Origin of the sequence: Veronia pacifica (genome assembly GCF_001707825.1) — a bacterium.
GTDB classification, from domain to species: domain Bacteria; phylum Pseudomonadota; class Gammaproteobacteria; order Enterobacterales; family Vibrionaceae; genus Veronia; species Veronia pacifica.
In genome coordinates this window covers 83,738-97,883 of record NZ_LYBM01000011.1, presented here as the reverse complement: position 1 = coordinate 97,883, position 14,146 = coordinate 83,738, and the positions used below count along the sequence as shown (strand labels likewise).

Here is a 14,146-nt window from a genome sequence, read left to right as displayed (position 1 = left end):
AAGCCAAATGCCTCTGCCTGTTTAGGGTGATGTTTGAGGGTTTTACCGTTGAAGACCATCATAACTTGATAGAAAAACTACAGGCGAGCCAACGTTGACTCTCGACTGGGTATATTGCACCCAATCCACTCTCTCGCCCTTGGAAGAATAAAGCTTGATAACATCGCCTCGGTTTGCCAGTTTTATAACGGACAAGTTCCTGACTACATAGCTTTCGCCGGGTAACAAGTTGAGTGTTTTCTCAGGAAAATACTCCTTTCTTTCGCTATTATCCAACAGATACCAACCGCCAATATCAATCGTTTCTGCACCCAGATTGATGATGGAAACCCACTCTGCGCCAGCATCGGTACCCTTTGGGTTCACCATAGCAGCGGCGATATGTATGTCGATATCCTGATCACTTACCGTCTCCCTTTGATCTCCTGCACTGATAATGTCCTGCGGCTTGGCGACTTCAATACGTTCTGGTGTAGAACTAACGTTATTTTCAGCCTCCTCGGGATCGGAGAAACGCAATGGATTGGCCGTGTAAAGCTGACTAGGAAAAATGAGTCCCGTTCTTTGTTCAATCTCGGTCAGACTGACTTGATAAATCTCATTGTTGTATCCCGGACGTCTTGATGCGCTTTTATCAGCAAGTGCCTCTTTATCTTGGTACTGAATAAAAGCCCTGACATCCAACTCGTTATTCATATTGATAAAGCAGACGACTTTAAAAAATCCGGCCGGCACAAGAGCAAGACGGCGACCTGCAGGCCTGACTGTTCTGTCATTTTCACCATAAATACACCCAGAAAAAGATGTGATCCGGCCATCTTTATCTTGGTTAAGTGCTTTAACCCAGCTTTCAAGACTCAACCACTCATCTTGATTCAAATTCGCGTGTTGTAAAGCCGCATTGGTGAAGTAAAACGTTTCGTTAGATGCACGCTGGGCATCAGCAAAAGAGTCCCCCCAGGCAACGGTAGAACGTCTTGCCAAATGACCACGATCTAAAGGATTATTCGCGTAATATGCATTATCCAATTGGTTTTCAATGCCAACCCTACTGTCTATCCGCCAATTATCTATTCTCCGGGCTTTTTTGAATAGGTTTTGGTCGATATTCAATGCGACGAAGACTGCAGATCGCTTTTCAACAGCACGGTTCATAACTATCGAAAAATTTGGATAATCGACAACATACCCCTCTCTCAGGCTATCGTCATAAAGGATTTCTTGTTTCAGATTGGGTGAAAATTGAGGAAAAGGAATACTGACTCCATCAAGAAAATTTTCTTGGTATCCATTGGCCATTGCATCTCTCCTAGTGCATAAACCGTCATAGGTGAGTTGACCAAAGTGGTATAAAAGGTCAATCAATAAATCGTGATAATTGTAAAAAGTGCTGCTATTTGAAACACTCAACACTCGTACATAACAAACGTTTACGTCACCCACCCTGCAAAGAAATATGCCAAAGATTCGGCGTGTTTTGACTGCAGGGCGTTAACGTAAAATATTAATTTTGCATGAATTATAAAGTATTGAGTGAGCGCTAAGGTTGTACAAACGAGATATTCTTATCACTGACAACAGGAAAATATTGCCCTACGTTTTCTCTATATTTTGGTCGGCTGCTGAATCTTTGTCGGCTGCTGATACTGAGAGAGTCGCGGGAGGAGACGGCTCAGACATAATAGTGGTTGCACAGGTCAATAAGTAATCAAGAATATTCTCCGGTATATTAATGTCAATCTCTGGAACAGCTATTTCATGATTCAAACGAAGTCTAAAACGCTCCCAAAAACCTATGTTGTTTTTACTCCAACAACGAATCATCCACAATGACAAGGATATATAGAGATTTTCTGTCGAGCTGGCATAGTTGTTAGAAATGTATTCGGCAACAAGTGCGTTGTCTTGAATCGATGCATTTGCATTAGCAATGTGCGCGCACCACTGTCTTTCGTTTTCACCAAGATGCCCTGCCAGTTTTCCGTGGCTCAGAATGGCAGATAACATCGAGAGTAGAATAGACAAATCTCGGTCAGTTAGATAAACAAGCTTGGCAAAGTTCGGGTTAGATATACTTGGCTCTTTTACTATCGGTATATCAAAAGCCTCCATTACCTTTTCATAGTAAACAGCCTCGTTTATGGGATTACTTATTATTGACAAGTCCACCACCCGATGCCAGCTTTCATCCATGTACCTGTAGGGGCGATACCAAAAGTCCTCCCACTTTGTAAGTTGAGTCATGACAGCCTTCCACCCGTTTACAGCCACTCATCTCATGTTACAAACACCCTTTTTGGCGGTTAGGGAGTGTCGGTGACTGCGTCAAAGTATCATTAACACTGAAATTTTCGACTTAGTTTTGCTTACTATCTTCTAATAGACATAAAACAGCTAGCAAGGCATAGGTCAGTTTATCGACATAACCTTTGCTATTGACCTCCGGCAAACATAGATCACGGTTAAATCTCAATCTGTAGCGAGACCAAAAGCCTGACTCTTCACCATATCTGTTCATTATAACGAATGCAGATAAAACATGATGGATTTCGTTAAATTGCGTATATTCTGGTCTAAAAAGAGAATCAATATATTCATTGTGAATTCTGTCGCTGGATAATCCTATAGCATTATGTATTTGGCTACACCACATCACTTGTTGTGATGTTAGCATCGTGGACACGCAACCATTGGTCATGAGTCCACAAAGCAGTATATACAATTCAGTCTCCTCCTTCTCACTTAGTGCAATTAATATATTAGTAATGGAGTCATCGTCAGCAGATAATTCTTGTCTAGGCAAAATACCAAATTCATGCATTATTAGCTGTTGGTTTTTTTCATTAATCCAGCTTCCTTGTCCTTCGTATAAGCTAATAATATCCTGCCAACTTCCATGGACCCTTAGCCAAGGTTTGTTCCAGAATAAAGATCGTGTTGTATTTTTTCCAGTGTCGGATTCAATACTCATACTCTCATTAGTAAACAACGTCATATCATACCCCTAGATCAACTTATTAATTTAATATATTAATATTATATATACTTTAGTTTTCACATGTACTGACCGACTGCCCTACCTACTTTCGCTCCCGCTTTAAAAAGGCTGATAAAGCAATTAGACATAAAATCACAATTAAGTTTAAACATCATTGTAAAGTGATTTGAATCGACCCTCTTATCTGTTAAATATTGCATATTCTCCATAGTTTTTTGTGATAAATTTTCCATTCCGAATGGCTGAGGATTATAGTTGTTAGCCATCCAATAAAGTGGTACTTTTTCTTTCTCATTATTCTTATAAAAATTATATGGATTGAATCTATTTCGGTAGATATTATTTGGACGATTATCATCATTTAGGACAATCATAATCCCTCCATCATTAGGATTGTATAACAACATCTATCATTTTCTTTAAATTCCTAAATAGAACGATGCCTCTTTCACTAACCGCCTTCATATTAATATCTGTAAACACATTTATCTCATTGTTATTGGTACGATCCACTATATTCTTCGTATTATTTTTTAGCACGTTACCAGGTGGCTGCTCTCCTAATCTGTTGTACATGTTTGTAGTTGCTGCAGATACTGGGGCAGTATTAATAGGATTGATAGACATAATAAATATCCTTTACTAACCGTTTACAAAGGCAGCAGTAAATCTGTCTGAGTGCTTTTTAATAATCAAATTTTGATCAGTATTTTTTTTCATTTCATTGTCCATTTTCTGTGTCTCATCATTATCATCGGTTCGCTCTTTCGTTCTTGCATTCTGATTGCCCATTACTTGCTTTGACAAAGCTGCTGGACCGCCACCGCCACCTCCACCTCCACCGCCAAGTACAGTGTTTAAACCGGTCTTAATCAGATTTCCAACAGGACCTGCCGCATCAACAGCCATAATGTTTCTCCTTTTTCAATAAAAAAATGCTTACTAACAAGTTTACCTTGGTAGTCTTATTGTGTTTTTACACTAGATATTCTATCGAATTAAAAATCCACTTTATTTTTAGCGCGAGTAATAAGGTTACTCACAAAGTCAAGTGTTTGACTAATGAGTAACTTATCCATTATCTTTTCAAAATTTTCTTGCTGCTTCTTTCTTTCTTCTTCAAGCTTTTTCTCTTTAGCCTCTTCTATCTCGCATTCAATAAGTAAGTTGTAGCTACGGTTGGCACTTCCATAGACCCTCCGTAATACTGGGTTAGTAAAATCCGGTTCATCATTTGAACTCATATTATCACCTAGATTTTTTTTGGTATTTATTTAGATTACTTCCTTTTCATTACACACAGGTTCCAAAGAACCTTCGTTTATTATATCTTTTGCTTTTTTCAAGATAACTTCCATGACCTCATACTTAACATGGCAGAAATCTAAAATCTCATGACTATTTTCACTATCCATTATCATTCCTCCTATATTTGATATTAAATCATTCCATCAACAAATCACCAAATGATAATAATATCTATTAAAATTGATAGATAATTTTTATATCGCCAGAGTGAAGCTGTTCTTATTTATTAGAAAAAGCTAAATTTTATTTATTACCCTTCTATTAATCATACTGCTCTACGTTACAGATCGATGACTACTAAATCGATTTTGGATGGTATTGGATGGTATCGTAGAGGGGATAAATTTAATTTATAATTAGATAACCAGCCAACCTAATAACATTCTATATTTTTTATTTTATATTTTTGAAAATATTTTCTACTGACATTAAAAGAATACTGCTATTTCTTTCAAATTCCATCTTTAAACAGAAATTAGTTTCATTTAATTGTATAAACTATCGAAATAATCACTAATTTTATGCAATTAAAATGAATTAATTTCATTTTCGATAAATTAGATAAATTACGTTTATATATTGAAAGTAAATATAAGAATTTTATATTATTTTTATGAAAAATTATTTTACCAAAATTAAATAAATATAACTTTTATTAATCATTTTATTAATGGGAAAACGTGAAAAAATAAGTAATAACAGTTAATATGAGCTATATTTCATAATAGTAAATATGAAATATAGCTTAAAGAAGATAATTATTTTTAATGTTATTTATCTTTATTAGTAGGTTAAAGACTGGAGGTAGTGGCACAGTAGCTTTGAGATAAAGAGAACTGTTTAATACATTATATGATATTAATTTTACATCAAGGTATGTGACGATCGTTACTTTTTAGATAAGTCTTTCCCTCTTTCAGAGCGCACATGATCACGTGAGTAGTAAATCATTGGGTGATAACAAAAGACTTTTTCAGACTCCTCATCGTCTAGCGCAGAATGTTCACTTTCTTCCTCAAATACGTCGTGCTCTTCACCATCGTCAGTGACTTCGCAAGACTTTTCACCAAAATAGGGATTGCGATGTCTTCCATGGCGAATGCCTTCATTAGTTTCATAAGCTTCATTACCTTCATCTGCATAATCTTCAGTCATTGGTCTCTATATCCTCATTTATGAAGAATACTGTCATACTCGAATGCGTCATTATTTGCACTCTGGCTAGTTATCGCAATCACCAAGCTTAGAAACACATAAACTCTATTTCTACAATATCAGTGGCGACCTTCACAGTCACTTTTTTAGCAGTGGTCATCTATCGAGTGTATTGATAACTGACAGGTTTCACAAACCACTGCGAAGGCGTATCTAAATTTTTATACCAAGAAGCAATCACATACAAAAGTAACTACCCAGCTAAAAACGTAAATCAAAAACTGCGGTCTCTAAAACGGTGATTTCAAGCCTATATCGAATACCTCTAACTCTCTCCCTGATCCTAATCCCGCTCCGATAACCAGCGTCACTTGTTCAAGAAACGAATCATGAATACCCAAGCCAGTTGTAAATTCCATTGTCAGTTGCAGACGGTGAATATCTATGTGTTTACTCGACGTAAACCGAGAGTCTGGCAAGTGTGAAAACGAATAGGACAATTCAGCCAATACAGGGTTTGATGATATCGGGATATTGAGAGGGGTCGCAGCCGTCATCATCGTAGTAAACAGATTCCGGTCAAAGTCGATATTATGAACATCACTGTCAAAGTTGGTGGTATAGACATGACTATAGCCATAGCTGGCGGAAAAGAGTAAATCGTAACCTTCGTAACGCCATGCCTCTGCAAACGTTAATTTTGGGTTTATCGTAATGGCATCCAAACGCCAGTTGGACAGAAAACCATCGAATACTGGCCTAAACTGACCCGAAAACTTTCCTCGGTGATCGTAGCGATTTTCAATCGTCTGATATGAAGCACTTAAGCTGGGTATGAGCCAGGTACCCGGCGACATTTGATATCGATAATTAAAAGTCACACCGAGAGAGTGGCTGGTAAATGTGGAAATATTTTTCCTTATATCCTCGTCAAATAACCTTTCCTCGGTTTTCGCCTCCCCACGAGCCACATAAAGCTGAAAAAGCGCTGATTCTCCGCCCGTTTCAGGTACAACCCACCGCCATGTTACTGGGATCTTTAATCCGGAAAATCGAATATCACCATCCTCGTCACCCTGTATTTTGATATATGACGCAGACAAAATATCGTTGTTTGTCAACAGACTTATACCGTCTACGGCAGACTCAATGTTCTCTCTAACATGGTGGGCAACTTCGGCCCTCAATTTTTGAATTACCTTGTTAGAGAGATCAAATTCATCATCGTCAGCCTGAGCAGGCAAAAACCAAAAAGCCAAAATAGCCGTGACGCAATGTTTGGCAAACGACGTTTTCATCATCCATTCCTTATCATCATCAACCACACTGGAGTTCGAGGCATTCAGTTGTCATGCCGAGCTTAGCGACTACTCACCAAACAATAAAAAAGCAGGCCACTATACCTGCTTTTTTAATGTTGAACTGCAATATTAGCGAACGACCTCTCCACTATCTATTACGGTTTTTCTTACTTTTGCAGCAAAAGCCAGTGCTTCATCCCTGATGCTCGCTTCATCAACAGTCAGCATCTTTCTATCTTTCATTAAAATACGACCATCGACAATAGTATGCTTCACATTCGAAGCATAGGCCGAATACACCAACGCAGAGTACGGATTGTAAACAGGCGTCATATTGGGAGACTTAGTATCCACTATGATCACGTCAGCCAGTTTGCCTACTTCAAGCGATCCTATCTTGTCTTCCATATGCAGTGCACGGGCAGCACCCATCGTCGCCATTTCAATGACTTTTATTGGTGGCATTGCTCCGCGATCTTTGTTCACCAATTTATGGACTTTTGCAACTTGGTTGAATTCATCAATTGTGCTCAATGTATTACCCGACATAGGTCCGTCTGTACCGAGTCCAATACGTAAACCATTATCAAACATTTTCAGTGCAGGTGAGACACCCTTGGCCGACTTAATATTGGCACTCATATTATGCGCGATACCCACTCCTCGTTTCTTAAGCAGAGTAATATCCTCATCATTCACGTTGATCATGTGCGCCCCGACTAATCGGGGTGTCAGCGCACCAATTTCTTCCATATATCCAACTGGCGTTTTACCGTGGCTACGTTTGGCTATCACTTCATTTTCGCGATGGGATTCAGCAAGATGAATAAGTACAGGCACATCATATTTTTCAGAAAGCTGAGTGACTTTTTTTAGAGCATTTGTGGTGTTGGTATACGGTGCATGAGGAGCAAAGGCAGGAGTGATTCGAGGATGGCCTTTCCATTGCTTAATAAAATCGACCGCATATTGTATCCCCTCATCAGCATTCGCAGCGTCTGCCACAGGGAATTTAATCACAGTTTCACCCAAAACAGCTCTCATCCCTATTTTGTCAACCGTTTTAGCCACCTCATCCTCGAAGTAGTACATATCGCCGTATGTGGTAACGCCCCCCTTCACCATTTCAACATTACCCAATTGTGCACCGATTCTCACCATATCGCGCGATACCATCTTCTTTTCAAGAGGGAAGATATATCGGTGTAAGCGGTCTGGCACGTCGTCTGCCAGTGAGCGGAAAACAGTCATTGAAACGTGGGTGTGACTATTTATTAAGCCAGGCATGACGATGTCGCCATCTGCATCAATGGTTTTATCAGCCGAATATTGAGAAAGATTCGATCCGTCACTGACGGCCACAATGTGGTTACCATCAATAGCAACTAAGCCGTGTTGAAAGATGGTTTTTTCATCATTCATCGTCAAGACTGTCGCGTTTTTAATCAATAAATCGACGTTTTCGACCGCACAAACGGAAGAGGAACCAAAGAGAGTAGCAAGCGCAAGTGCGAAGATATTTTTTTTAAACATGTTTTGTTCTGAAAGGTAATTTTGCGGCGCATGATACAAATTTTGATTAATCAGAAAATCACAACATAAAATATTACGCTAACAATGGAACCAGCATCACCCAGGGTGTCTAGTAGTAGGCTTATTTTTTACCATTTTGTCTATTTAAACATACAGGCAAACGTTGCTGACTGGTTCATTGATGATCAGGCAGTATGCCTTATTTGATTCGCCCCATCAGCCAATAAGGCCGCTTAATAGCGGCCTTATTGGTATCTGTTTTAAGCTAAGTTAAACGATCAGTTCTGTATTTAATGCGTGTATCGACGGTATCAATCAGAGCACGTTCTTCATAAATCTCGTGCGTACTTTTGTCTTCATGGCGTTCTTTTGTCATCACTAAATGTTGGTTTGCCGCTGAACAGTGTTCAGCTTGGTGCTGTACTTCCGTTATTTTGCAATTAACCTCTGAAAGCCACACTTTGATTTCAATTGTCCGAATGGTTTTTATGGTGATAGCAAAGCACCACTCCCCCTATCTCAATTTCCTTCAGAACATCAACTACTCCCGCGCACGACTCAATTTTCTCATCAGTTTTAATGTTGGCAGCCTCTTGGCGTACCAATCAACTGACCAAGACATCGCAATGATCAAAAACATAAAAAGTGTCATTGCTAGCCAGATGGGCACTGAGGCCTTGATAAGCAAAATGACCATGAACATAAATGGATAGTGAAGTAAAAACAGAGGAAATGCGATATCGCTTAGAAAGGCAACCGGTTGTTTTAACCACGGTATATCGATCCTGAACCAGAATTCACGATTTATCACTGTGGCGAGATAGATGCCCAATCCGAATTCAAATACGCGACAGAGAGGAAACCAGTCTGCGGGTCTTCCCGGCATAAAACCAAATTGCCGATATGCCCAGCCCTTAATCTCGTCATACAGAGAATCTGTGAAGGGTAACACTCCCTCTTGCCCAACAAACCAGCGTGAAATCAGACTGATCGCAAGCAGAAAACACGGGGTAATGTGTGGCCAACGCTTAAATGCGGCGATCATTGGAAGAGCAAGCGCATACATAGAGATGATCAGACCGATAAACCAGCTGGGCGGGTTATAGGGCCCTCCCCAAAGTCCCAACCAAGAATAGAAGCCGGTGACGCTGCCGAAAAAATCAATGAAGAGGCCGTTGGGGAAAAGTGAAGGAATCCGTCCTTCGAGTAGAAGCTGGGCAAGCAAATAGCCAAGAATAGCCAGAGGAATAGAAAGCAGGTAGATAGGGTAAATTCTCTGAATTTTTCTCGCCATGTAGGTGAAAAACGGACTCTGTTTTCTCGCATCACTCAATCCGGCAAGAATGCCAGATAACACCAGAAAGACACTGACACCTACCCCTCCGAGACTGACATAGTAAATATTTTTTACACCGAAGAAGCCACCAATATCTGAATCAAGTAGCTGGCCAAAATGGGCAACAAAAACAAAGGTGATGGCAATGACTCTAGCGAGATCTAAAACAAATGAGCGTTTCATAAACCAGAGATTAAAAGTGACGGTGAGATACACTATAAGAAATGTATAATAGTCATTTAAAATCAATGCTTCAAATGTAACTCAACTCTAAAAATTGATTTTGTTGAATGCGTTTATGGTCCCTTCCAGATCAACATCTTATCAATCGTTTTGGTGGGGACTATTTGGCAAAAACGTGCTCTTTATCCGTCCAAAACGTCCATTTTCGGCCTCCCCGTAACACTCAGCACATAACCTTGTTCAGATAGGTTGTGCGTGGCAGTTTCCACCACCCAGTCACCATTTACTCCCTCCCGAATGCTTGAGAGGGTCAACGGCGTTTCTGCCAGAATATCTCCTCTGCCCAACAGCTCAATATCAAGCCGTGCTTTGCCTCGGGTAAATTGTCCCAACTGTGCCTTAGCTGCCAACTCGGCCTCGGCATAATCCTTGAAGAGTGTACGGAGGCTGTAAATAGGTTCCCCCTCTCCCACGGTAACCGTTTTCTCTTTCGCCACTGTCACATCCTGATACCTCGCCATCACCGACTGATAACCATCCCTCTCTGTCAGGCTGACCTCCCAGTTTGTTAAGTCAGGTTTGCTTAACGCAACAGGGGCCAAAGATTTTCCACTGGCCGTTTTCCCTTCCCCGCGTTTGACGAAAAGAAGATAGTCCCCGACGGGTTTGGCAATAGCACCGAGTTTCCGGCCAAGCCGGGTCAACAGCTGTAGGTCACTCTCATTGCTTTGGTGAACCACCTCATAATCAATGCGCTTGAAGTCCTCACCTAGTTTGGCTGAAAGACCATGCTCCCCGGCAACGGTACCAAGAATATGGCTGAGTAAAATTCTTGGGGCAGGTTTTCCATCCTGTTGCCATGTCCGGGTTTTCGGGACTTTCAGGGCCTTGTGCATGTCTGCAGCCTTGCCTCTCAGGATCATGGTGTTGGGTGGGCCGCTCAGGGATATTTCATCGACCACAAACTGCCCCATGTGAACCAGCCCGGTTTCCTTGTAACCCAAAGCGACGGTCAGTGTGGCTCCGGTTCGGGGCAACGCGATGGCATGCTGTTCGTCATCGAGGCGAATTTCCATCGTATCTGACTGGATACCCGCCTCGTCCCTCACTGTGAGCTGAAGTAGCCGTTCGGCGATCATCCCGGAGATATCGGCCCCGTCTGCCGTCACGCTGAATGTCGGTGTCAGTCCCACAGCTTCAAACCCTGTGTGGAATTGGGCGGAGCAATCTCTGGCAGGGTAATGATGAGGCCAGCAGGTAAGCGGGGGCCATGCGCTGACAAATACGGATTGGCTGTAAGGACGGCCTCCACTGCACCGGGGCGTTGGCCGTAATGTCGCCAGACAATCTCATCGAGCATCTCTCCCTCTGTTGTCCTGACTTTCATCCCTGTCCCCTGATCAGATGGCTCCAGTCATTTACCCGACTGTTCCGTCCCGCCTGATGTTTGCGAAGGGTCAGGGAAAAGCGAATTGCGGCAGGCGTGCCATCTTTGGCAAAGGTTCGCTGGTTTTCCCTTACGACATCAATCACCCAGCGGCCCAGCACTTTGCCGGTCCCTTCTACCAATAACAGCGGCTCACCCCGTCCCGCCTCTCGCCTGAGGGTCTCAAGCTGGCCAAGACCGCCCCGGTAGTACGGGTAGATAATGCCGTCGATATCGAGCTTATCCTCGCCGGGTCCAATAAATTGCAGCGCCGGTCGTTCAACCAGTCTCGCCTGCTCTCCCCACCGGTATCGGGTTTCCCGTGATTTACCCTCATAGGCGGCGGTATCCAGACTGAAGCGGTAACGCCCTAACATCAGCATCATGGTGTTACGCTCTCCTGATAATCAAACAAGGCGCCCCGTTGTCTCGCACTGGCAGCCTGCTCTTTCATCTTTATCTCTTCCCTGACAATGCGCCGTGCCAGTTGTTCGCCATCCTCTCCCGGCTGCTGGACAACTGTAATGGTGTTGTGCTGCTCGAACTGGGAAACCTGTTGGGGTGCTTCCCTTGCCATCAAAGGCCTAGCCGGTTTTGGCGATGGCTTAGCCGGGGGCATAGAGACTGTCAGTTCTGATGGTGAACCTGTCATTGATGGCGGTGTTGATAGTACCGGTGCCGTCGGGACTGACGGTGATTCAACCGTTATTGACGGCAAAGATGTCGGTTCTGACGGGGCGGACGTTGATGGTGGTACTGTTGGCGATTGGGGCGAGTGATCCTTCTCATCATCGTTGGTACCAAATGCCCAGTCCAATGCTGACGTCACGGCACCTCTCGTGCCTTCCCATGCGCCGTCCATTACACCCCCGACTGCATCCGCCGCGCCGGTGATGGTGCTCAGGTTATCGGCGATCCAACTGATGGCGTCCTGCAGTGCAGCCAATGGGATTAAGGCGGCAGTAAACGCATCACTGAGCCATTGTCCGGCCAGCTGTGCCGCTTGTGCCACGGCATCAAACAAGCCCAGTAACGGTGTGATAATAGGGGCCAATTGACTGACTACATTGGTCACCCACTTCCATGCATCACACAACGCTATGACCGCTGCCTCCATCGGAATCACAGCAAGGAGCCAGTCAGTGACTCGTCCGGAAAGGTCGGTAACAAAGGTGGCCAGTTGTTGAACGAGGTCAATCAGGAAACCAAAAGGTGAGAGTAAAAGCTTGATGGCACCGGCTAGGTAGCTGCCGAACTGACGACCCGCTTCTGACACCCTGCCCAGCTCTGCTGCGGTAGCCTGTGACGGTGCGAACAAGGACGACAATGCACTGACAACCCAACCAATGGCATCACTGAGCGCTGAAAACATCGGCGCCAATGGCAAAAACATCGCTTTAATGGGTGCCGCCGCTTCCCTAAACCCTGCTACCACACCAAGGCCAAAGGCTTTAATTTCCTGCCAAAAGGCCATAACCAGCCCAACGGCAGCAGTGACAGCGGTAATGATCAGCCCGATAGGACTTGCCGCAAATACCACCCGAAGCACTGAGCCTGCCCGCATCAGAAGATTAAGCTTGGAAAGTAAAAAGCCGAAACCATTTTTGGCCAGCCTTACCAACTGGAATACTGCGCCACCCAGTGTCTTCACCACCATCAGCACTGACACCAAAAACTTGCCCGCCATCAGTCCCGTTAGTGTCATTAAAAGTGGTTTCCAGCCACCCAATGCCTCAGCCACGCGACTGGCTGCCCAGACGACATCACGCCCAACATCAACGGCCGCTGTACCGAACCGCCACAACGCTTTCAGTCCAGTGATGAGTGATTCAGATAGCTTGCGGGCATAGGCCTGAAGCTGGCCGCTGTCGGCCATGGCATTGATGGTCGCCAAAATATGACTGAGCTTACTTTTCATGAAATCAAAGACACCGGCCTCCATCACCATATTGGCAAACCGTGTCCATTGGTCGGAGAGGTTGGAGATCATGCCAGACCATGTTTTTGACAGACGGTCCATCGCGCCAGAGTATTTCTGGTCGAAGATCTCCGACAAGGCCCGTTGAATTCCCTTACGGTCATTTTTGTCTACTTGCCGGGTCTCCTGCTCCCCCGCTTTATTGGTGTACTCATAGGTAATAGTGTTTCCCTTGGTACTGGCTTTGATCCCAAATTCTTTCAGCCGTTCGTTTTCCCCGGTAACAGCATCAGCGACGGCCTCCACGGCCTGCATCAAGTCTTTGCCCATTGCGGATGAGGTATTGCCAAGTGTCATCAACAAACCCTGAGTCGGGTCCATGCCATAGGCGCGAAGCTTCACAAAAGCCTCATTCACCTCTGCCAGTTCATAGGGTGTTTTGGTCGCAAACTCACTGACCCACTGCATGGCCTGACGGGCCTTTTCGCTGCTGCCTTCAGTGGTTTCAAGGATGGTCTGGAAGCGTTCGAACTGAGCGGCGGTATCGACAAACTGGGTCTTGAATCCCCACCCTGCCAGTCCTGCGACCACACCCAGCTTTATACCCAATGAAGCCGCTTCACTGCTGGCATTACCAAGGTGTGAGGCAAGGCCTGCCACCTGACGATTGAGCCGGGTCAGGGAATCCGTCACCAGCTTGTGTTTGACCAGCACCCTGTTGGCCGCTTCGGTGCGTTTTCGAAGTGTCTCCTGACGTCGGGAAAATGTATCAGCCGCACTGCCCGCGCTTTTACAGGCACCGGACAGTTTTTCGGTATTTTTTCGAATCCGCCGCATGGGCTCGGAGATCTTATCGACCGCCCTTAACACCACTGCGACAGCCAGTTCAGCCATGTCTGTCTCCTGCCCGTTTGTGGGCCTCCTGATGCCAGCGACTTATATCCGCAAGGTCAAGGTCCCAAAGCTCTGACGGTGGCCAGTGAAACAC

At 44.0% G+C, this 14,146-nt stretch carries 17 protein-coding genes; all 17 read right to left on the bottom strand.

The window, feature by feature from the left end:
* Positions 1 to 42: 42 nt before the first annotated feature.
* Positions 43 to 1,299: a DNA/RNA non-specific endonuclease gene (locus A8L45_RS08330; protein ID WP_068901128.1), complete on the bottom strand. Its 1,257-nt coding sequence runs from the start codon at positions 1,297 to 1,299 to the stop codon at positions 43 to 45.
* 294 nt (positions 1,300 to 1,593) lie between these two features.
* Positions 1,594 to 2,244, bottom strand: coding sequence for a hypothetical protein (locus tag A8L45_RS08325; protein WP_139122334.1), 651 nt, complete (start codon positions 2,242 to 2,244; stop codon positions 1,594 to 1,596).
* A gap of 112 nt (positions 2,245 to 2,356) precedes the next feature.
* Entirely contained in the window at positions 2,357 to 2,995 is a 639-nt protein-coding gene (locus A8L45_RS08320) for a hypothetical protein (RefSeq protein WP_068901123.1), read from the bottom strand.
* Positions 2,996 to 3,054: 59 nt separating this feature from the next.
* Positions 3,055 to 3,372 (bottom strand): hypothetical protein, encoded by a 318-nt coding sequence (locus tag A8L45_RS08315; protein WP_068901121.1) that lies wholly within the window; start codon positions 3,370 to 3,372, stop codon positions 3,055 to 3,057.
* A gap of 13 nt (positions 3,373 to 3,385) precedes the next feature.
* Positions 3,386 to 3,625: a hypothetical protein gene (locus A8L45_RS08310; protein ID WP_068901119.1), complete on the bottom strand. Its 240-nt coding sequence runs from the start codon at positions 3,623 to 3,625 to the stop codon at positions 3,386 to 3,388.
* A gap of 15 nt (positions 3,626 to 3,640) precedes the next feature.
* The gene (locus tag A8L45_RS08305; RefSeq protein ID WP_068901117.1) at positions 3,641 to 3,907 is read right to left on the bottom strand and encodes a hypothetical protein; all 267 of its coding nucleotides are present in this window, start codon (positions 3,905 to 3,907) and stop codon (positions 3,641 to 3,643) included.
* A gap of 89 nt (positions 3,908 to 3,996) precedes the next feature.
* The gene (locus tag A8L45_RS08300; protein WP_068901113.1) at positions 3,997 to 4,242 is read right to left on the bottom strand and encodes a hypothetical protein; all 246 of its coding nucleotides are present in this window, start codon (positions 4,240 to 4,242) and stop codon (positions 3,997 to 3,999) included.
* 30 nt (positions 4,243 to 4,272) lie between these two features.
* Entirely contained in the window at positions 4,273 to 4,413 is a 141-nt protein-coding gene (locus A8L45_RS24520; RefSeq protein WP_175401945.1) for a hypothetical protein, read from the bottom strand.
* 781 nt (positions 4,414 to 5,194) lie between these two features.
* Positions 5,195 to 5,461 carry a hypothetical protein gene (locus tag A8L45_RS08295; protein WP_068901111.1) on the bottom strand — a complete coding sequence of 89 codons (267 nt, stop codon included), beginning with the start codon at positions 5,459 to 5,461 and terminating at the stop codon, positions 5,195 to 5,197.
* 290 nt (positions 5,462 to 5,751) lie between these two features.
* On the bottom strand, positions 5,752 to 6,759 hold the full coding sequence (locus tag A8L45_RS08290; protein ID WP_068901109.1) for a Solitary outer membrane autotransporter beta-barrel domain: 1,008 nt from the start codon (positions 6,757 to 6,759) through the stop codon (positions 5,752 to 5,754).
* Positions 6,760 to 6,891: 132 nt separating this feature from the next.
* Positions 6,892 to 8,295 carry an amidohydrolase gene (locus tag A8L45_RS08285; protein ID WP_068901108.1) on the bottom strand — a complete coding sequence of 468 codons (1,404 nt, stop codon included), beginning with the start codon at positions 8,293 to 8,295 and terminating at the stop codon, positions 6,892 to 6,894.
* Positions 8,296 to 8,836: 541 nt separating this feature from the next.
* The gene (locus tag A8L45_RS08275) at positions 8,837 to 9,814 is read right to left on the bottom strand and encodes an acyltransferase family protein (protein ID WP_068901105.1); all 978 of its coding nucleotides are present in this window, start codon (positions 9,812 to 9,814) and stop codon (positions 8,837 to 8,839) included.
* A gap of 182 nt (positions 9,815 to 9,996) precedes the next feature.
* Positions 9,997 to 11,007, bottom strand: a complete 1,011-nt coding sequence (locus A8L45_RS08270) for a phage late control D family protein (protein ID WP_083228251.1) — start codon at positions 11,005 to 11,007, stop codon at positions 9,997 to 9,999.
* Positions 10,998 to 11,201: a tail protein X gene (locus tag A8L45_RS08265; protein WP_068901103.1), complete on the bottom strand. Its 204-nt coding sequence runs from the start codon at positions 11,199 to 11,201 to the stop codon at positions 10,998 to 11,000. The genes A8L45_RS08270 and A8L45_RS08265 overlap by 10 nt, the downstream gene beginning before the upstream one ends.
* The gene (locus A8L45_RS08260; RefSeq protein ID WP_068901101.1) at positions 11,198 to 11,626 is read right to left on the bottom strand and encodes a phage tail protein; all 429 of its coding nucleotides are present in this window, start codon (positions 11,624 to 11,626) and stop codon (positions 11,198 to 11,200) included. Before A8L45_RS08260 ends, A8L45_RS08265 begins: the two co-directional genes overlap by 4 nt.
* Complete coding sequence (locus tag A8L45_RS08255; protein ID WP_068901099.1) at positions 11,623 to 14,052, bottom strand: tape measure protein; 2,430 nt, start codon at positions 14,050 to 14,052, stop codon at positions 11,623 to 11,625. Before A8L45_RS08255 ends, A8L45_RS08260 begins: the two co-directional genes overlap by 4 nt.
* On the bottom strand, positions 14,045 to 14,146 hold the full coding sequence (locus A8L45_RS23775) for a GpE family phage tail protein (protein ID WP_245680680.1): 102 nt from the start codon (positions 14,144 to 14,146) through the stop codon (positions 14,045 to 14,047). Before A8L45_RS23775 ends, A8L45_RS08255 begins: the two co-directional genes overlap by 8 nt.